Origin of the sequence: Arthrobacter sp. cf158, from assembly GCF_900106835.1 — a bacterium.
Classification (GTDB): domain Bacteria; phylum Actinomycetota; class Actinomycetes; order Actinomycetales; family Micrococcaceae; genus Arthrobacter.
This window is the reverse complement of sequence record NZ_FNNR01000009.1, coordinates 183,469-201,576: the sequence shown is the minus strand read 5'-3', so window position 1 is coordinate 201,576 and position 18,108 is coordinate 183,469. Positions and strand designations below refer to the sequence as shown.

Annotated in this window: 17 protein-coding genes; 9 read left to right on the top strand and 8 right to left on the bottom strand. The window is 63.8% G+C overall.

Annotated features, from left to right (window positions below; all coding sequences use genetic code 11):
• Positions 1-30: 30 nt before the first annotated feature.
• The 5 genes from BLW08_RS18305 (at position 31) to BLW08_RS18285 (ending at position 5,719) form a co-directional block, all read left to right on the top strand.
• A complete protein-coding gene (locus BLW08_RS18305; protein WP_090824452.1) occupies positions 31-759 on the top strand; it encodes a FadR/GntR family transcriptional regulator in 729 nt (242 codons plus the stop codon).
• Positions 756-1,790 carry an asparaginase gene (locus tag BLW08_RS18300; RefSeq protein ID WP_091326924.1) on the top strand — a complete coding sequence of 345 codons (1,035 nt, stop codon included), beginning with the start codon at positions 756-758 and terminating at the stop codon, positions 1,788-1,790. The genes BLW08_RS18305 and BLW08_RS18300 overlap by 4 nt, the downstream gene beginning before the upstream one ends.
• On the top strand, positions 1,787-3,202 hold the full coding sequence (locus BLW08_RS18295) for an aspartate ammonia-lyase (RefSeq protein WP_090824448.1): 1,416 nt from the start codon (positions 1,787-1,789) through the stop codon (positions 3,200-3,202). The genes BLW08_RS18300 and BLW08_RS18295 overlap by 4 nt, the downstream gene beginning before the upstream one ends.
• Before the next feature lie 144 nt (positions 3,203-3,346).
• Complete coding sequence (locus BLW08_RS18290; protein ID WP_090824446.1) at positions 3,347-4,855, top strand: amino acid permease; 1,509 nt, start codon at positions 3,347-3,349, stop codon at positions 4,853-4,855.
• A 192-nt stretch (positions 4,856-5,047) separates the two neighbouring features.
• Positions 5,048-5,719, top strand: a complete 672-nt coding sequence (locus tag BLW08_RS18285) for a FadR/GntR family transcriptional regulator (RefSeq protein ID WP_090824445.1) — start codon at positions 5,048-5,050, stop codon at positions 5,717-5,719.
• Between the two features lie 34 nt (positions 5,720-5,753).
• Here BLW08_RS18285 and BLW08_RS18280 read toward each other — a convergent pair whose 3' ends face one another.
• From BLW08_RS18280 to BLW08_RS18260, 5 genes are read right to left on the bottom strand one after another with little or no spacing between them, the layout of a single operon-like run.
• A complete protein-coding gene (locus BLW08_RS18280; protein WP_091326995.1) occupies positions 5,754-6,623 on the bottom strand; it encodes an amidohydrolase family protein in 870 nt (289 codons plus the stop codon).
• The gene (locus tag BLW08_RS18275) at positions 6,616-7,554 is read right to left on the bottom strand and encodes an aldo/keto reductase (protein ID WP_254779954.1); all 939 of its coding nucleotides are present in this window, start codon (positions 7,552-7,554) and stop codon (positions 6,616-6,618) included. The genes BLW08_RS18280 and BLW08_RS18275 overlap by 8 nt, the downstream gene beginning before the upstream one ends.
• On the bottom strand, positions 7,551-7,865 hold the full coding sequence (locus BLW08_RS18270) for an L-rhamnose mutarotase (RefSeq protein WP_091326920.1): 315 nt from the start codon (positions 7,863-7,865) through the stop codon (positions 7,551-7,553). Before BLW08_RS18270 ends, BLW08_RS18275 begins: the two co-directional genes overlap by 4 nt.
• Positions 7,858-9,150, bottom strand: coding sequence for an alpha-L-fucosidase (locus tag BLW08_RS18265; protein WP_090824440.1), 1,293 nt, complete (start codon positions 9,148-9,150; stop codon positions 7,858-7,860). Before BLW08_RS18265 ends, BLW08_RS18270 begins: the two co-directional genes overlap by 8 nt.
• Complete coding sequence (locus BLW08_RS18260; protein WP_091326917.1) at positions 9,147-10,451, bottom strand: L-fuconate dehydratase; 1,305 nt, start codon at positions 10,449-10,451, stop codon at positions 9,147-9,149. Before BLW08_RS18260 ends, BLW08_RS18265 begins: the two co-directional genes overlap by 4 nt.
• 140 nt (positions 10,452-10,591) lie before the next feature.
• Between BLW08_RS18260 and BLW08_RS18255 the strand changes: the two genes are divergently transcribed.
• Both BLW08_RS18255 and BLW08_RS18250 read left to right on the top strand, forming a co-directional pair.
• Positions 10,592-11,515, top strand: coding sequence for a fumarylacetoacetate hydrolase family protein (locus BLW08_RS18255; protein WP_091326915.1), 924 nt, complete (start codon positions 10,592-10,594; stop codon positions 11,513-11,515).
• A gap of 5 nt (positions 11,516-11,520) precedes the next feature.
• The gene (locus BLW08_RS18250) at positions 11,521-12,282 is read left to right on the top strand and encodes an SDR family NAD(P)-dependent oxidoreductase (RefSeq protein ID WP_175538755.1); all 762 of its coding nucleotides are present in this window, start codon (positions 11,521-11,523) and stop codon (positions 12,280-12,282) included.
• A 27-nt stretch (positions 12,283-12,309) separates the two neighbouring features.
• On the opposite strand, the gene BLW08_RS18245 is transcribed toward BLW08_RS18250, so the two are convergent.
• On the bottom strand, positions 12,310-13,431 hold the full coding sequence (locus BLW08_RS18245; protein ID WP_091326912.1) for an FG-GAP-like repeat-containing protein: 1,122 nt from the start codon (positions 13,429-13,431) through the stop codon (positions 12,310-12,312).
• A gap of 260 nt (positions 13,432-13,691) precedes the next feature.
• Here BLW08_RS18245 and BLW08_RS18240 point away from each other — a divergent pair, with 260 nt between their 5' ends.
• Both BLW08_RS18240 and BLW08_RS18235 read left to right on the top strand, forming a co-directional pair.
• Positions 13,692-15,011 carry an ATP-binding protein gene (locus BLW08_RS18240; protein WP_091326910.1) on the top strand — a complete coding sequence of 440 codons (1,320 nt, stop codon included), beginning with the start codon at positions 13,692-13,694 and terminating at the stop codon, positions 15,009-15,011.
• Positions 15,012-15,128: 117 nt separating this feature from the next.
• Entirely contained in the window at positions 15,129-16,373 is a 1,245-nt protein-coding gene (locus BLW08_RS18235; protein ID WP_090824427.1) for a low temperature requirement protein A, read from the top strand.
• Between the two features lie 252 nt (positions 16,374-16,625).
• Here BLW08_RS18235 and BLW08_RS18230 read toward each other — a convergent pair whose 3' ends face one another.
• Together BLW08_RS18230 and BLW08_RS18225 are read right to left on the bottom strand one after the other, a co-directional pair.
• Positions 16,626-17,162 carry an HD domain-containing protein gene (locus BLW08_RS18230; protein ID WP_091326989.1) on the bottom strand — a complete coding sequence of 179 codons (537 nt, stop codon included), beginning with the start codon at positions 17,160-17,162 and terminating at the stop codon, positions 16,626-16,628.
• Between the two features lie 111 nt (positions 17,163-17,273).
• Entirely contained in the window at positions 17,274-18,065 is a 792-nt protein-coding gene (locus BLW08_RS18225) for an SDR family NAD(P)-dependent oxidoreductase (RefSeq protein WP_091326908.1), read from the bottom strand.
• Between the last annotated feature and the right edge of the window lie 43 nt (positions 18,066-18,108).

Sequence of the window (18,108 nt, the reverse complement as noted above, 5' to 3'; positions counted from 1 at the left end):
CCCCTTGTGACCCGTGCCATATTCAAAAGCGTGAACCTGTCAGACAGCCGGACAGCCGGACAGCCCGAATTCCCGGGCAACACCGCTGCGCATACGCCCATTGCACGCATTTCCGCAGCTGAGGCGGTCTTTGCGGCACTTCGGCGAGCCATCGAGGGCGGTCAGTTCGACGTTGGCACCAAGCTGAGCTCCGAAGCGACGCTCGCGGCACAGTACGGCGTGAGCCGCTCCGTCATCCGGGAAGCGCTAAGATCCTGCAACACCTTGGGCCTCACCATGACCAAAACCGGCAAGGGCACGTTCATTGTGGCCAACAAGGTTGCTAATGACCTTACCTTGGGCCAGTACAGCGCGCGGGATCTCAACGAGGCCCGTCCACACATCGAGATTCCCGCCGCCGGCCTCGCCGCCCAACGAAGGACCGATGAGGAGCTGGAACACCTCAAGGACATCGTCCAGGAAATGCTCAGCGAGAACGATCCCGAAGCGTGGGTGAACCTTGACGCAAGCTTCCATTCCGCCGTCGCCAGAGCCAGTGGAAACCGCGTGTTCGCCAGCGTCGTGTCCGATATCCGCGAGGCACTGGCCCACCAGTCCGAAACCCTGAACCTCGTCGCGGACCGGCAGCACCGCTCGGATGACGAACACGTCGCCGTGCTCAACGCGATCGAAGCGGGCGACTCAGAGGCCGCAAGCAAAGCGATGGCAGCCCACCTGCAGGCCGTCAGCGTTGCCCTGGACACGATCCTCAACAAATGACACCCCCAAAGGACACCATGCCTGCCCCCGAAGCACCGGCCACACCCCAGGCCACAACGCCCCACCACGTCCCGCTCGTCGAGGTAACCCGCGACGGTTTGGTGGAGAGCATCCACTACGGATCGCTGATCGCCCTCCACAAAGACGGCAGCACTGCCGTCGAGGCCGGCGCACCGGACGCGCCGATGTACCCACGCTCAAGCCTGAAGCCATTGCAGGCTGTAGCCCTGCTCAAGGCGGGCCTGGACCTCCCCCAAAACCTCCTCGCCCTCACGGCCGCCAGCCATTCCGGCGCTCAGATGCACCGTGACGGCGCCACCGAAATCCTGAAGCTGCACGGCCTCAGCGAAGCGGCCTTGGGCAACAGCACGGACCTCCCCTATGGCGTGAAGGAACGCGAAGAATGGCTACGTGCCGGCAACGGCCCCACCCAGATCGCGCAGAATTGTTCCGGCAAACACGCTTCCATGACCGCCGTTTGCGTCATCAACGGCTGGCCTGTGGAGGGGTATTTGCACCCTGAGCACCCGCTGCAGGTTCTGGTCCGGGACACCATCACGGAACTGACCGGCGAGGAAGCCGCCGCAGTAAGCACCGATGGCTGCGGGACCCCGCTCTTCGCGCATTCGCTGCATGGCATGGCCCGCGCTTATGGCCGTCTCGCCGCTGCCGACGAAAGCACCGATGAGGGCAAAGTTGCCCACGCTATGCGCCGTTATCCGGAGATGGTGGCCGGCGAAGGCCGCGACGTCACCGCCTTGATGCGGGCTGTTCCCGGCTTGCTCGCCAAGGACGGCTTCGAAGGCCTCCAGCTGGTGGGGCTACCGGACGGCACGGGCGTCGCCGTGAAGATTTCCGACGGCGGGGATCGCGCCCGCATGCCCATCACGCTTGAGGTACTTCGCAGCCTGGACGTCGACGGCGGCAGCTTGGACACCCTGCAGAGCCCACCCGTGCTGGGTGGCGGCCTTCCGGTCGGCGAACTCCGCGCAGCCCAAATTTTTCAGCAACTAAACCAAGGACAGCTATGACCACCGTCGATCAGGCGATCCCCCTCCGTTCCGAACACGACCTCCTGGGTGACCGCGACGTCCCCGCGGATGCCTACTGGGGCGTCCATACCCTCCGCGCAATCGAGAACTTCCCCATCACCGGGCAGCCGCTCTCCACCAACAAGCACCTCGTCAGGGGTTTGGCCGCCGTGAAGCAGGCAGCCGCCCGGACCAACCACGAGCTCGGCCTCCTTGATGCTGAGCGCGCCGGAGCCATCGAGCAGGCATGCCAGGACGTCATGGATGGCATGCTCCAGGACCAGTTCATGGTTGATGTCATCCAGGGCGGTGCCGGCACCAGCTCCAACATGAACGCCAATGAAGTCATCGCCAACCGTGCTCTGGAAATCCTGGGCCACCCCAAGGGCGACTACGCCAAGCTGCACCCGAATGACCACGTGAACCTGAGCCAGTCCACCAACGACGTCTACCCGACGGCGGTGAACCTCGCCACGATCTTCTCCGTAAAGGAGCTCTTGGAAGCACTCGAGGAACTCGAGGTGGCTTTCGCGGAGAAGGGCCGCGAGTTCCGGACCGTCGTGAAGATGGGCCGGACCCAGTTGCAGGACGCTGTTCCCATGACGCTGGGACAGGAGTTCGGCGGATACGCCGTCACTATCGGCGAGGACCGCGCCCGCCTGGATGAGTCGCACATGCTGATCCACGAGATCAACCTCGGCGCCACGGCAATCGGCACGGGCCTGAACGCCCCGGTTGGCTACGCCGATGCTGCTTGCCGTCATTTGGCCGACATCACCGGCCTTCCCCTGCTCACTGCCGCCGACCTCATTGAGGCCACCCAGGATGTTGGCGCCTTCGTGCACCTGTCCGGTGTGCTGAAGCGCGTGGCTGTGAAGCTCTCCAAAATTTGCAATGACCTCCGTCTGCTGTCTTCCGGACCGCGCGCAGGTTTGGGCGAGATCAACCTTCCGGCCGTCCAGTCCGGTTCGTCGATCATGCCCGGCAAGATCAACCCGGTGATCCCGGAAGTGGTCAGCCAGGTGGCGTATGAAGTCATCGGCAACGATGTCACCGTCACCATGGCCGCGGAGGCAGGCCAGCTTCAGCTGAACGCCTTCGAACCGATCATTGTGCACAGCCTGCACAAGAGCATCTCCCACCTGGAAGCAGCGTGCCGCACCCTTACGGCACGCTGCGTCCGGGGCATCACCGCAAACACCGAACGGCTACGGCTTACCGTGGAGCAGTCGATCGGTCTCGTCACGGCATTGAACCCCCATATCGGTTACGCCTCCGCCACCGCTATCGCACAGGAAGCGCTGGCAACGGGGAAGGGTGTGGCAGAACTTGTTCTGGAGCACGGCCTGCTGACCGCAGCCCAGCTCGAGGAACTTCTCAGCCCTGAACGTCTGGCAAATCTGAGCAAATAGGCCGAAACTGGCCCATAAGCCCCGCGGCTGCAGCCAGCCGCCCCGCCCGATGAGGCATACCCCCACGAGGCGCTGTTCGGCGAGCCCGGAACCCCCACCGGCCTCGACCAGGACGCCCCCAACAGGACACCACTAAGGATTCCAATGACCAATCCCATCACGGACCACACGGTCCCGGCCCAAGCGCACGCCAGCGAAAAGGCCCTCCACAAGGAGGACGCCGGCTACCACAAGGACCTCAAGCCCCGGCAGATCCAGATGATCGCGATCGGTGGCGCAATCGGCACCGGCTTGTTCCTGGGCGCCGGCGGTCGGCTCAATGCAGCTGGCCCGTCCCTCGTGATTGCCTACGCAGTCTGTGGCTTTTTTGCCTTCCTGATCCTCCGCGCACTTGGCGAGCTCGTTCTGCACCGTCCGTCGTCGGGATCGTTTGTTTCCTATGCCCGTGAGTTCTACGGCGAGAAGGCGGCCTTCGTCTCGGGCTGGTTCTACTGGATCAACTGGGCCACCACCACCATTGTGGACATCACGGCGGCCGCGCTCTACATGAACTTCTTCGGCAAATACATTCCCTGGATGGGCGCAGTCCCGCAGTGGGCATGGGCCCTTATTGCCCTGGTGGTGGTGCTGAGCCTGAACCTGGTCTCGGTGAAGGTCTTCGGCGAAATGGAGTTCTGGTTCGCGTTGATCAAGGTGGCCGCGCTGGTGGCCTTCCTCTTGGTTGGCACCTACTTCGTCATCTTCGGCACCCCGGTTGATGGCCAGGAAGTCGGCTTCAGCCTCATCTCGGACAACGGCGGCGTCTTCCCGAACGGCATCCTGCCGATGATCATTCTGATGCAAGGCGTGCTGTTTGCGTACGCCTCGATCGAACTGGTGGGCACTGCGGCCGGCGAAACCCCCAACCCTGAGAAGATCATGCCCAAGGCCATCAACTCCGTGGTCTTCCGCATCGCAGTCTTCTATGTTGGCTCGGTTATCCTGCTGGCACTGCTGCTCCCCTACACCTCGTACGAGAAGGGCGTCAGCCCCTTCGTGACGTTCTTCGGATCCATCGGCGTTGAGGGCGTAGACGTCATCATGAACCTGGTTGTCCTCACCGCGGCCCTTTCGTCCTTGAACGCCGGCCTCTACTCCACCGGCCGCATTCTCCGTTCCATGTCCGTGGCGGGTTCCGCCCCCAAGTTCGCGCAGCGCATGAACAAGGCGGGTGTCCCGTATGGCGGCATCGCCATCACGGCAGGCGTCTCCCTGCTCGGCGTACCGCTGAACTACCTGGTTCCGTCCGATGCTTTCGAGATCGTCCTGAACGTCGCTTCGGTGGGCATCATCGTCACGTGGGCCACCATTGTCCTGTGCCAGATGCAGCTGAAGCGATGGTCGGACAAGGGCTGGGTGAAACGGCCGTCCTTCCGACTCTTCGGCGCACCCTACACAGGTTGGTTGTCCCTGATCTTCCTCGCAGGCGTCCTGATCATGGTGTTCATCGAATCGCCGCTCACCATGCTGGTTACCGCGGTTGCCTGCGGACTCATGGTCTGGGGCTGGTTCCTGTGCCGCAAGCAAATCCATGAGCTTGCTGCCACCCGCGATGGCTACACCGGCAGCGCCCCTGTCATAGCCAACCGGCCGTTGCCGGGCGGCGACAAGTAACAACCGCTGATTTACGACGGCGGCACCCGGGTTCCGTAACAGCGGAACCCAGGTGCCGCCGTCGTAAGTTAACGCCCCCAACCGAGTCGCAGTTAGGCCGTTCCCAGCGCTGAAAACGGCCCGAGCTGCGACTCAATTGGGTTGGGACGCGACAGAAACAGACATCGGATCATTCGTGGCTACTATTGGTCCATGGCTGTCACAGACGAGGCGATCAGCAAGATCAAAGACATGCTGATCCGCGGGGAACTCAAGGCCGGCGATCGACTTCCGCCGGAAAAGGAACTGAGCGAACGCCTGGGCCTTTCCCGGAGTTCGTTGCGTGAAGCTGTGAAAGCCTTGGAACTGATCCGCGTGCTGGACGTCCGCCGCGGCGATGGAACGTACGTGACCAGCCTCGACGCCAAACTCCTCAATGAGGCTGTGGCATTCGTGGTGGATCTGCACCAGGACCGCTCCATTTTGGAACTCTTTGAGGTCCGACGAATCCTGGAACCCGCCACGGCCCATCTGGCCGCAGGAAAAATTACCCCGGACGAGCTCCTTGCCCTCCGGAGCACCATGGATGGCATTGACGAGAACACGGACGTCGAGGAACTGGTGGCCCATGACCTCGAGTTCCACAGCATCATCACCGAAGCCGCAGGAAACGACTATCTCGGCAGCCTTCTGGAGGCTCTGTCCAGCAGCACCGTCCGGGCACGGATATGGCGGGGCTTAACCCAGGAAAAGGCCGTGGCACACACCTTGGCCGAGCACCACGCAATCGCGGACGCCTTGGAACGCGGCGATGCCGAGCTGGTGCGGGCCTTGGTGACCGTGCACATCAGTGGCGTCGAGAACTGGCTGCGCCAGGCTCTCTAGGCTGCGCCGGGCGCTCCAAACTGCGCCAGGCTCTCTAGCCCTCGGCGAGAGGAGCGGCCGCCAGCCCATAAGTGCGGATCGCTGTACCCTCCAGCACGTCATCCTGCTCCGAAGGTTCCAAAGAGGAAAGCAGTTCAAGCAACACATCCAGCGTCCGGCCGTATGGAGCCCCCAAGGTACTGACAGGCCAGTCGCCGCCGATCATCAAACGCCGGGGTCCAAAAGCTTCCAACGCTGATTCGAACAAGGGCCGCAACGAGTCCGCGGTGTACTCAACCCCCGGCAGGTGGAGTCCGGAGAGCTTGGCCACCGCGTTGGGCTCACGCCCGAGGGCCCGGACGTCAGTTCGCCATGACTCCATGGCTGCAGCATCGCCACGCGGTGGCTTGCCAAGATGATCAAGGACCACGGTCAGTTCCGGAAGGTCCCGCGCCAGCCGGACCACGGAGCCGAGGTGACGCGGGAACGCATCCGGGACATCGAAGGGGAAGCCCTGCCGCGCCAGCAGAGCCAATGATTCCCGAACGGCAGGAAGGGCCAGGAAACCGGCCCGCGGATCGTCATGCACCAGATGCCGGACGCCCTTGAACGCGGGATGGGCGGCGAAACGGGCCAACTGCTTCCTGGCGTCCGCTGGTGAGTCCAAGCGGATCCAGCCCACCACGCCCAGCACCCAGGGATTCTGTGCCGCGACGGCCAGCATGCTCTGGGTATCGGCCAGGGTGTCGTCGGCCTGGACCAGCACGGCACCCCTGACACCAGCGGCGTCCAACGTCTCACGCGCTTCATCCGCGCCAAAGCTCCGGAAAAGCGGTCCGTGCTGAGGGCCAAGCCACGAATAGGGCCGTTCACCGCCGGGGACGAAGGTGTCCAGGCTCCACAAGTGCAGGTGCGAATCAATCACGCCCGGCGGCCTCCAACGCATCCCACAGTTCATCCGGCACAGAAGCGTCCATTCTGGCCGCGTTCATGGCTACCTGCTCAGGAGAAGTTGCCCCGGCTGTCACGTTCACCACGGCCGGATGCCGCAGCGGAAACTGGAGGGCCGCCGTCGGAAGCTCTACGCCAAAGTCGCGGCAGACAGCCGCCAGCTGACGCGCCCGCTCTACCAACACCTGCGGCGCGCGTTCGTAGTTGTAGTGCGCATCATCGGGGACATCAGGCAGGGCCAGGAGCCCTGAGTTGAAGGCACCCACACTCACGACGCCGGTGCTGCGTGCCCTGCAGCGGTCAAGCAGCGGAACGCCGGGCTGCTCCAGCAGGGTGTAGCGACCGGCGAGCATCACGAGGTCCAGGTCTGCGGCTTGGACGCATTCAAGGGCTGCCTCGGCCGAGTTGGTGCCAACGCCTATTGCCGTGACCACACCTTCGGACCTGAGCTTTTCAAGGACCGGCAGGGCTTGGGTGATTCCGGCGTGGAGATCGTGGACGTCTGGATCGTGGAGGTAGGCGATGTCCACGTGATCCAGTCCCAACCGTTCCAGGGAGTCCTCGATGCTCCGCCGGATGCCTGCCTCGGAAAAGTCCCATACGCGTCGGCTGGTGGCTGGGACATCGAAACCTTCCGGGTCCCGGCCACCGGAATCGTTGGGTTCCAACAGCCGGCCCACTTTGGTGGAGATGATGAACTGATCCCTCGGCTTGTCCCGGAGCACGGCGCCCAGCCTCTGCTCAGACAGCCCGAGTCCGTAGTGGGGGGCGGTGTCGAAGTAGCGTATGCCCGCATCCCAGGCAGCAAGGACTGTCGCGAGGGCTTCGCCGTCCGGAATGGCCCTGTACAGGTTCCCGATTCCCGCTCCGCCGAAGCCGAGTTTGCCGAGGTCCAGTGAGTTCATGGCAGTTCCCATACCTTCCGGATACCGTTGTCCTCCCCCGAGTAATCGTCCTGAACCTCCAGGAGTTCAGCCATTCTGGCCTGCCACGGCACGTTGGCCGGGTGATCTGCGAGCGCGTGGCGCATGGCATGGTAGTCCTCAACGTCCACCACGTGGAAGAGGTCCAGTCCGCTGCGCCAGATCCGCCAGTTATGCACGCCGGCTTCCTTGAGCGCCGCCACCAGTTCGGGCGGTATGTGCGCGTGGGCGTCAGCGTACTCCTCCTCGGTTCCGGGTTTGAGCCGGGTGTGCAGGGCGATGCTTTCAGCCATTCGCGGCCTCCGGTTTCAGAAACAGTTCAAGCACGGGTACGGCGACGTCCGGCCGCTGCACCGGGAGCTTGATGGTCAGGGTTCCTGGCGGTTGGCCCCCGGGCACGGTGTTGAATGCCTGTTGGTTCGGATCGACTTCCTTGAGGAACACCTCGGATGCATCGTTCAGCAGCTGCGCGTACTCAACCTTCCCGGCCAGGTCCGGGAGGTGGATGTACTCGAATGGCCAGGCAAAGAGGTGCACATACAGCCTGTCGCCGCGCTGGGTGTAGCGGCAGTCGGCCGGTGCCGTAAACCGTGAGGCACCGGCACCGTAAATGGCGCGGGAATGCAGCTTCATCCAGGCGCCGATCCCTTCCAGGGAAGCCAGGGCACGCGGGTCGATGCTGCCACGGCCGGTGGGTCCCACGTTGAGCAGCAGGTTGCCGCCATTGGAAACACCGTCAATGAGCATACGGATGAGCAGGTCCACGGACTTGTAGTTCACATTGTCCCTGTCATAACCCCAGCTCCCGTTCAGGGTCTGGCAGGCCTCCCAGGTGACGGGGACGCCGTCGAGCATCATGGGCTCGGTAGGTTGGTATTGCTCAGGCGTCACCAGGTCTCCCGGGATGTCCAGGCGATCGTTGACCACTATCCCGGGCTGGAGCTCCCGCACCATCGCCAGCAATTCTTTGGAGTTCCAGTCGTCGCGGCCCTTCCCGCCCCAGAATTCCGTGATGCTGGTTCCTGCGTAGGAGAAGTCGAAGAACAGGTAGTCGATGGTGCCGTAGTTGCTCAGGAGCTCGCGCACCTGGCCGTGCAGGTAGTCACGGTAGAGGGCCATATCCCGCCCGCTGTTCAAGCTTTCGACGTCGGCCGCGTTCCGTTGAGGGTGTACCCCGTCAACGGTGAAGTGGGGATGGTGCCAGTCGATGAGCGAGTGATAGAAGCCAACTTTCAGCCCCTCCGCTTTGAGCGCTTCCACATACGGCGTGATCAGGTCCCGGCCGGCGGGCGTGTTGGTGGCCTTGTACTCCGTCAGGGCTGAATCCCACAGGCAGAAGCCGTCATGATGCTTGGTGGTGAGGACCACGTACTTCATGCCTGCCTGGCGGGCGGCGCGGGCCCATTCCCGGGGGTCGTAGAGATCGGGATCGAAGCGCTGAAAATACTTGGCGTACTCCTCCACCGTGGTCTCTTCAATGTTCATCACCCACTCATGGCGTGCCGGGAGAGCGTACAGGCCCCAGTGAATGAACATGCCAAAGCGTGCTTCTTCGAACCACGGTGCGTGCTGGATCAACGGGTTTCCTTCCATACCGGGCCGTCCGGAAAGCTGTAAGCGGTCAGTGTTTCATGGAGCATTTGGTTGCCGGCTCCAGGAGCCGACGGCGGCCAGTACGCGCCGCTATGGACAACTACGGGTGTGATGAAGTGCTCGTGGAGGTGGTCCACGAACTCGATGGTCCTGCCTTCCTTGGTCCCTGATACGGCAAGGTAGTCGAACATGGACAGGTGTTGCACAGCTTCGCAGAGACCCACCCCGCCGGCGTGCGGACACACCCTCACACCGAACTTGGCTGCGAGCAGCAGGATGGCAATGTTCTCGTTCACTCCGGCCACGCGGGCTGCGTCGATCTGCAGGACCTCGAGCGAGCCGGCCTGGAGCATTTGCTTGAACACCACCCGGTTCTGGACGTGCTCTCCCGTTGCCACCGGAATCGGCGCCACTCCCCGGGCTATGGCGGCATGACCCAAAATATCGTCCGGGCTGGTGGGTTCCTCGATCCAGGCAATGTCGTAGGGGGCCAGGTGGGCCATCCAGTCGATGGCGTCCTGGACGTCCCAGCGCTGGTTGGCGTCTACTGCGATTTTGATATCGGGGCCCACGGCTTCACGGGCTGCCCGCACGCGGCGGATGTCGTCCTCCAGGGAGGCGCCCACTTTCAGCTTGATCTGGGCGAATCCGTCAGCCACGGCTTCCTTGGCCAGCCGCGTCAGTTTCTGGTCGCTGTAACCCAGCCATCCCGGCGTCGTGGTGTATGCGGGGTAGCCTTCAGCGCGAAGTGCCGCTTTGCGCGCTTCCCTGCCCGGCACGGCGGCATGGAGTATCTCCAACGCTTCGGCGGGGGTGAGCGCGTCCGTGAGGTAGCGGAAGTCCACCAGTGCCACGAGCTCTTCCGGGCTCATTCCAGCCAGCAATTCCCAGAGTGGCAGTCCCGCGCGTTTGGCTTTCAGGTCCCATAAGGCATTCACCACGGCACCGATGGCCATGTGCATGACGCCCTTCTCCGGTCCGAGCCAGCGAAGTTGGGAATCGTGGGCCAACAGTTTCCAGGTGGCGCCCATGTCATTGAGCAGCTCCTCAACGTCGGCCCCCAGGATGTGGTCCCGGAGGGCATTGATTGCTGCAGCTTCCACCTCGTTGCCCCGCCCGATAGTGAACACGAAGCCGTGGCCCTCAAGGTGGTCGCCCGCGTCGGTGCGAATGATCAGGTAGGCGGCGGAGTAGTCGGGGTCCGGATTCATGGCATCCGAGCCGTCCAGTTCAAGGGATGTGGGAAAGCGGATATCGAACGTATCCACTGCGGTAATGGTGCTCATGGGGCTCCTGAAGTGCGTCACGATTCTTCACCGAGCCTAAACATCCGATGTCTGCCTTGTCAATGGGTCACATTTCCGTATTATGGGTGAAAACAGCACACTAGAGCTCGGATGTTAGTCCCGAACGCACGGAGGAAGCCATGACCTTGAAATTCGCCAGGCTGGGAACAGCCGGAAACGAACAACCGGCCGTCATTGCCCAGGACGCCGACGGCACCGAGAAGTACTTCAGCCTTACGGCCCTGACCAACGACATCGACGGCGGTTTTCTCGCCTCGGACGGCATCGAACGCACGCGTGAAGCCCTGAACAACGGGGAACTTCCGGAAATCTCCGCCGCGGGACTTCGCGTCGGCGCCCCCGTGGCCCGCCCCGGAGCCGTGGTGGCCATTGGCCTCAACTACACGGCCCACGCCGCCGAATCCGGGGCAACGCCGCCCGAGGTTCCGGTGGTCTTCTTGAAGCCAAGCAATACGATCACTGGTCCGTTCGACGCCGCCCCCATCCCGCCGTCGTCGGAAAAGTACGACTGGGAAGTGGAACTGGCCATCGTGATCGGCCGGGAAGCGTCATACCTTTCTTCCGTCTCCGAGGCCGAAGCATGCATCGCCGGCTACGCAGTGGCCAACGACCTCTCCGAGCGTGAGTACCAAATCCCCGGCGCGGCCGGACAGTGGACCAAGGGTAAGTCCCTCCCCGGCTCCACTCCCCTGGGCCCGTGGCTGGTTCCCGCTGCCGACGTCGACGCCGGCAGCCTGCGCCTCCAGACCCTGGTCAATGGCGAACCACGCCAGGATTCCAATACCTCGGACATGATCTTCGACCCCGCCACGATCGTCCACCACCTCAGCCAGTACATGCTCCTGGAACCAGGCGATGTGATCATCACCGGCACCCCCGAGGGCGTGGCAATGTCCGGCCGTTTCCCGTTTATCCAACCAGGGGACGTTGTGGAACTGGAGATCGACGGCTTGGGACGCCAGCGCCAGGAGTACTTCCGCGCACAGGCCGGCTCCGCCGCTGGTGCAGCACACGCCGCTTCCTTCGCCGGCACCACCGCCTGAGCCCCGTGGCAACCTCGGTGGGTAACGAGTTCGATGGCCTCGCAGCACTGGTGACCGGCGGAGCCTCCGGGATCGGGGCTGCCATCGCGGACCGCCTCGCCGCCGGGGGCGCGCAGGTGGCGGTCCTCGACCTCGCACCTGAAACCAGTCCGTACTTCGGCGTGACATGCAACGTGGCCGATGACGCCTCGGTGCGTGCCGCCGTCGAAAACGTTGCGAAGCAATTCGGCCGGTTGGACATCGTGATCAACAACGCCGGCATCGGCGCGCAAGGTGACATTGCCGCCAATGATGATGACGAATGGCTGCGCGTGCTCAACGTCAACGTGGTGGGAATCGCCCGGGTGAGCCGGGCGGCCCTGCCGTACCTGCGCGAGTCCCCCGCCGCCGCGATCGTGAACACCTGTTCCATCGCCGCGACGGCTGGACTCCCGCAACGGGCGCTCTACTCGGCGTCCAAGGGCGCGGTCCTGTCACTGACGCTCGCCATGGCGGCGGATCACGTCCGCGAGGGCATCCGTGTGAACTGCGTCAACCCCGGCACCGTGGACACTCCGTGGGTAGGCCGCCTGCTGGACTCTGCCGCCGATCCTGCCGGCGAGCGTGCGGCCCTCAACGCCCGCCAACCGCACGGCCGCATGGTGGATCCGGTGGAGGTGGCCGGCGCCGTCGCGTACTTGGCGAGCCCTTTGTCGGGCTCGACGTCGGGAACCTCCCTGGCGGTGGATGGCGGCATGCAGGGATTGCGGTTGCGGCCTGTTCAGTAGCCGGTGGGGTTCAGTAGCAGGTGGGGTTCAGTAGAGACCGTTGAAGATGGTCCAGCCCCAGCCAACGGTTTCCGCGCCTTTCCAGCCACCGTGCCCGTCACCGTAGTACATCACCAGCTCCCCGGCGGCGTTGACACCGTGAACGTCATTAACGCCGTCGCGGTTGAAGTCTCCGGCGCTCCCGATGTTGGTCAGGGCATTCCAGCCCTGGCCAATCTGGCGTGAGCTGGTCCATCCACCGGCACCATCGCCGCCGTAGAAATAGAGCCGTCCGGCTTTGTCCTTGGCCAGGACGTCCACGTTGCCATCGCCGTCAAAGTCGCCGGGACCGATCCGGAGATCCATGACGTCCCAGCCGTGGCCCACCTTCATCCGGGGACTCCAACCTCCCCACGGGTGGGAGGGGAAGACGTAGAGGTCCCCGTTCGCCTCGCTGCCCAGGAGATCGTTGAGGCCATCACCGTCGAAGTCGCCGGGGCCCGCCACTTTGTCGATGCTGTCCCACCCCCAGCCCACGGCATGGCGGAAGGTGTAGAACCCACCGTCGCCCGTTCCCTGGAAGCGGTAGAGCGTGCCCGACGTGTCCGTGGCCATGAGGTCGCTGATGCCATCCGTGGTGAAGTCGCCCGCGGCAAAGATCCTGGTGAACCCGTCCCAGCCGGGTCCTACCTGCCGGGTTTCCTGCCAGCCTTGAACCTGGTCCCTTCCCAGGTACATCATGAGCGTTCCGTCATGCTTCCGGGCCATCAGCTCGAAGACGCCCCGGCCAGTAAAGCCTTCTGCCCGCATGGGTTCTTTGCGGATCTCCTCCGACTCGCCGGTCACCACTTCCTGGCCGGCACAGTTGGTGGGCGATCCGGTGGCGATCGCAGAGATCCGGCCGCCGAGGTCATCAGCTTCCAGGGGGTAAAGGTATGGGGAGTAAGGCGGGCTGGTCTCCACGGGTTCGCCGTCCCGGAGCCACTGAATGGAATAGCTGGGCTCGCCGCTCCCGCCGCAGTTGGCGAAGTAGGCCGGAGCCCCTTCCACGGACAGGACCGCGCCCACGATCGGGTGGCCATAGACCGTCACATCCTGCGCGTCCGCTGCATGAGCGGCCGGTGCTTGAGCGGCCGGCGCCAACCCTGCGCCCACCAGCAACGCAGCCATTATTCCCGCCGCATTGATCCTTCTCCCGGGTAACAGGCCCACGCTTCTCCCTCGAAAAGTGCCATGTGGGCCCATCCTAGGAGGCCCGCCCCATGGCGGGACGAACGCGGGCGGCGACAGGCCGTCGTCGTGCGGTACTGCCCAAGGCGGCCTCCGTTGCGTAACGCAACGGAGGCGCAACGTCCTGCCCGCGCGGTTCGCCTATGCTCAACTCCAAGGAATCAACGGCGATCCACTTAGCAAAACCAGGAGACACAGCCATGAGCAACTGGCGCATCAGGGACTTCCACTCGTCCGACCTCGACGGCATCCTGCACTTGTGGGAGTCACTCAAGGCCGATGGTGTGGAGCCTGTCTACGCGTTGTCAGAGGTCCTGGCGTCGTGCGAAAAGGACCACGCGGTGGTTGCGGTGCAGGGCGATCAAGTGGTGGGTGCCGCCGTCGGACGTGCGGCACATGACCAGGGCTGGATCGTTTTCCTGGCCACGCTGACAGAGTTCCGGGGCCGGGGGATCGGCACCTCGCTGTTGTCCGCCGTCGAAAACCGCATGGCGCCTCATGGCCTCAACAAGTTGTCCGCGCTGATGCCGGAGACAGAGACGCGCGTCGAGGCGTTCCTGGGCCGCGGTTTCGTGGTGAAGAAAAACCTGCGCTATTTTGAGCGGACCATTCCGGTGCAACGCCAGGAGCTTGGCGCGCTGGGACTGCTCGGCGGACGCATCCTGGCGCGCGACCTCTGGGAGAACGTGGCCGGCATGCGCCGTGAGAAGGAGTTGCTGGAACGCCGCCTGGTACTGCCGCTGGCCGAGGCTGACCTCGCTGATGAATACGGTGTGGTTCCACCCCGGGCCGTGGTGCTTTTCGGCCCTCCGGGCACAGGCAAGACCACCTTCGCCAAGGCCATTGCGTCGCGCTTGGAATGGCCTTTTGTTGAGGTGTTCCCATCGCGTTTGGCCTCCGATCCCAAAGGCCTCGCCGGTGCCCTGCGCGAAACCTTCCTGGAAATCGCCGAACTGGAGCACGCCGTGGTGTTCATCGACGAGGTAGAGGAAATCGCGTCCCAGCGCGCCGGTGATCCGCCGTCGCCGCTCCAGGGCGTCACCAACGAGCTCCTCAAGATCATCCCCGCGTTCCGTGAGCAGCCCGGGCGCTTGCTGGTGTGCGCCACCAACTTCATCCGTGCCCTGGACACCGCGTTCCTGCGCCACGGCCGCTTCGACTACGTGATCCCCATTGGCCTGCCGGATGTCCACGCGCGCGAGGCCATGTGGCAGCGGTTCATCCCTGCCACCGTGGTGGATGACGTGGACATCGCCCAGCTGGTGGACCGGACCGAGGGCTTCTCCCCCGCGGACATAGAGTTCGCTGCCCGCAGCGCCTCCCAGCGTGCTTTGGAAAAGGCCGTGTACGACGACGGTGCTGGCTCGGGCGGTTCGGCCGACGTTGCGTCCGGGTCCAACGGGCGCAAGGGGCCGGTCACGCAGGACTACCTCGATGCGATCGCGGATACCCGCACCACCGTGAGTCCCGAGGTCCATCAGGACTTCCTGGAAGACATCGACGTCTTGGGGCGTGTGTAGGGCCGGCCTCTCCGCGAGTTCGCCGGAACGCTGCCGAGATCGCCGGAACTCTTCGGCGATCTCGACGCATTCCGGCGATCTCGGCGAGGAGACATGGGCAGCGGTAATCTTTGAGCCATGTCCACCAATCCACTTCGCCATGCGCTTTCCCGCATGGGCGGTCGCGACCCCCACGAGAAGCACCGCACTGCCACGCCGCTTGAGCTGTTCTTCGACCTGACCTTCGTCATAGCCTTCGGTGTTGCCGGTAACCAGTTCGCCCATGCCGTGGCAGAAGCCCACTTCTGGCCCGGGCTCCTCGCCTTCGCTTTCGCCATGTTCGCCGTGATCTGGGCCTGGATCAACTTCACTTGGTTCGCCAGCGCCTACGACACCGACGATTGGGTGTTCAGGGTAGTCACCATGGTGCAGATGGTGGGTGTCCTGGTTCTGGCCATGGGCATTGAGCCGATGTTCCACTCGATCATCGAGGGCAAGCACGTGGACAACGTCACCATGGTGCTGGGCTACATCGTGATGCGGGTGGCCCTGATCTTCCAATGGCTGCGGGCCGCCCGGCAGGATCCTGAACGCCGTGAGACGTGCCTGCGCTACGCAAAGTACGTTTCCGTGGTGCAGATCGGCTGGGTAGCGGTCCTCTTGATCGATGCAAGCGTCCTCACGACATTCCTCATTGCAACGCCGCTGTTCGTCATGGAAATGGCAGCACCATACTTCGCGGAAAGGAAAATCCGCACCCCGTGGCACGCGCACCACATCGCCGAACGGTACGGACTTCTGGCAATCATTGCCCTGGGCGAGTGCTTGATCGGAGCCATTGAGACCCTGCGCGCGATCGTTGCCTTGCACGGCTGGACCATGGATGCCGCGTTGGTTGGGCTCAGCGGCACAGGGTTGGCCTTCGCCATGTGGTGGATCTACTTCATCCTGCCTTCAGGACCCGCTCTCCACTTCCAGAGGCACCGCTCGTGGGTGTTTGGCTACGGACACATCTTCATCTTCGCTGCCATCGCGGCGACGGGTGCCGGGCTCCACGTTGCCGCCTACTTCATCGATCACGAGGCTCACATCCCGGCGGCCTCCGCAGTGGCCTCGATTGCCTTGCCGATCATCCTTTTCAAAGTGTCCCTGACGACGCTCTACAGCATCATGCTCGGGAGGGACCGCGAACTCCTCTGGAGCACCACGCTGGTGGTTGTGGCCCTGGCGGGAAGCATCGCCATGGCTTCGGCGGGCGCTTCGGTACCCCTGTGCATGCTGGAAATGATGGTGGTCCTGGGCTTGTCCATCGCGTACGACGAGCGCCGAGGGCACAAGGGCCGGGCGGCTGCGCTTCGGCGGCTCGAAGCTGCCGCGGGCTGACTCCGCCTGCGTTGCGGGGCCCACTCTGCACCCCAAATCCCCCGCCAAACACGCAAAACAGGCCTCACAACTCAGCCCACTCCCGTTGCGGGGCCCACTCTGCACCCTCATTGCCGGTTGAGGCACGCAAAGCAGGCCTCACAACTCAGCCCACTCCCGTTGCGGGGCCCACTCTACGCCCCAAATCCCCCGCCAAACACGCAAAACAGGCCCCACAACGGGCGGCTGAAGACAGGCTGGGGGCACCAAAGGCTACTCGGGAACGATCTCGTCCAACTCAGCGAGCAGATAGGGGTTGATCCGCTGCAGGATCAGCTCCACTTCTTCCCTTGGGACAGCTGTGTACAGCACCGGGCGGGCATCGGCGTAGCGCGTGGCCGGAGGCTTGTCCGGCCACTTCTCGGCGAGCGCCCGGACACGTTCGGGCAGGGAGTTGTGGGCGTTGTCCGCGATCTTCACCAACGTGGCGTCGTGATCCTCCGCAACGTAACGGATGCCGGCGTCGTAATCATCCGGGTCGTCGTGGAAGCGGCGGGTGACGCGCTCAATAATGTCCACTGCCCGCTCTGAAACCCCCATGTCCAGCAGAGCCTGACGGGTGATGGGGGTGTCCTCGGCGATGTCGTGAAGGTATCCGGCGATCTGGATGTCCTCATCAAAATCGGCCAGGGCATCCCCCACCGCCAGAACATGCTCCCTGTAGGGACGCTTGAGTTTGTCCTTCTGGCGGTTGTGAGCCACTTCGGCCAGGACCTGGGCTGTCTCTACGGTGAAGCGTGGTTCGGTCATGCTGGCCTCCGGCTTGAAGAGGGACCGGCGGGGATCGGTCCTCACCTTCAGGCTATCCGCTGTTCCGGGACCCGAAACACCGGACTGCCCGTCCTGACCGGTCCGCCAGTCCTACCAGTCCTGAACTGCGCGAGCAGCGATGGCAACGGTGACGGCTCTGGGCAGGCGCTGCGCGAAGCCTGCAGCGACGCGGTTGACCCAACCGGAGACCACGCTGCCGGGGGTTTCCTTGCGATCCAACGCCTTGAGCGCCGTTCCCACAACCTGGCCAGAGGTCTGCATCTTGCCCACGGCTGCGGAGTTGCCGCCAAGGACGTCGAAGAACTCAGTGCGGGTGGCCCCGGGACAGAGGGCCAGGACATTGAGCCCGGAGTCTTTGGTCTCGTGGGCCACAGCTTCGGTGAAGCTCAGGACGAAAGCCTTGGTAGCCCCGTACACGGCCATTCCGGGGATGGGCTGGAAGGCGGCGGTGCTGGCAACGTTCACCAGCGCACCCTTGCCGGAGGAAAGCATATCCGGAAGGAACGCCCGCGTGATGTCCACCAGGGCGGCCACGTTCAAGGAAATCTCAGACGCAACTGTGTCCGGGTCCTCCTCCACAAAGGGCGAATGCGTGCCGAAGCCAGCGTTGTTGATGAGCGTGTCCACGGTGATTCCGAGGCCAGCGACCTCCTCGAAGAGTTCGCTGCCAACGCCAGGGCGGCCCAGGTCCATAGGTACCACCGTCACCGTGACTCCGTGCTTGGAACGCAGTTCCTGGGCCAGCTCTTCCAGGCGATCAACGCGCCGCGCCACCAACACGAGGTTGGAGCCCCGTGCAGCGAATTGGCCCGCGAATTCGGCGCCCAGGCCGGAGCTTGCTCCGGTGATAAGAGCGGTGGTGCCTGAGTAGGTCATCGTCATGGCGAATCCAATCGGTGGGAGGTGAGACTCATGTAGTCACTGA

Excerpts from the sequence above, each read along its gene's own strand:
- BLW08_RS18300 (WP_091326924.1), top strand. The coding sequence starts at position 756 with ATGACACCCCCAAAGGACACCATGCCTGCCCCCGAAGCACCGGCCACA.
- BLW08_RS18295 (WP_090824448.1), top strand. The coding sequence starts at position 1,787 with ATGACCACCGTCGATCAGGCGATCCCCCTCCGTTCCGAACACGACCTC.
- BLW08_RS18290 (WP_090824446.1), top strand. The coding sequence starts at position 3,347 with ATGACCAATCCCATCACGGACCACACGGTCCCGGCCCAAGCGCACGCC.
- BLW08_RS18285 (WP_090824445.1), top strand. The coding sequence starts at position 5,048 with ATGGCTGTCACAGACGAGGCGATCAGCAAGATCAAAGACATGCTGATC.
- BLW08_RS18275 (WP_254779954.1), bottom strand. The coding sequence starts at position 7,554 with ATGAACTCACTGGACCTCGGCAAACTCGGCTTCGGCGGAGCGGGAATC.
- BLW08_RS18270 (WP_091326920.1), bottom strand. The coding sequence starts at position 7,865 with ATGGCTGAAAGCATCGCCCTGCACACCCGGCTCAAACCCGGAACCGAG.
- BLW08_RS18260 (WP_091326917.1), bottom strand. The coding sequence starts at position 10,451 with ATGAGCACCATTACCGCAGTGGATACGTTCGATATCCGCTTTCCCACA.
- BLW08_RS18255 (WP_091326915.1), top strand. The coding sequence starts at position 10,592 with ATGACCTTGAAATTCGCCAGGCTGGGAACAGCCGGAAACGAACAACCG.
- BLW08_RS18245 (WP_091326912.1), bottom strand. The coding sequence starts at position 13,431 with ATGGCTGCGTTGCTGGTGGGCGCAGGGTTGGCGCCGGCCGCTCAAGCA.
- BLW08_RS18240 (WP_091326910.1), top strand. The coding sequence starts at position 13,692 with ATGAGCAACTGGCGCATCAGGGACTTCCACTCGTCCGACCTCGACGGC.
- BLW08_RS18235 (WP_090824427.1), top strand. The coding sequence starts at position 15,129 with ATGTCCACCAATCCACTTCGCCATGCGCTTTCCCGCATGGGCGGTCGC.
- BLW08_RS18230 (WP_091326989.1), bottom strand. The coding sequence starts at position 17,162 with ATGACCGAACCACGCTTCACCGTAGAGACAGCCCAGGTCCTGGCCGAA.
- BLW08_RS18225 (WP_091326908.1), bottom strand. The coding sequence starts at position 18,065 with ATGACGATGACCTACTCAGGCACCACCGCTCTTATCACCGGAGCAAGC.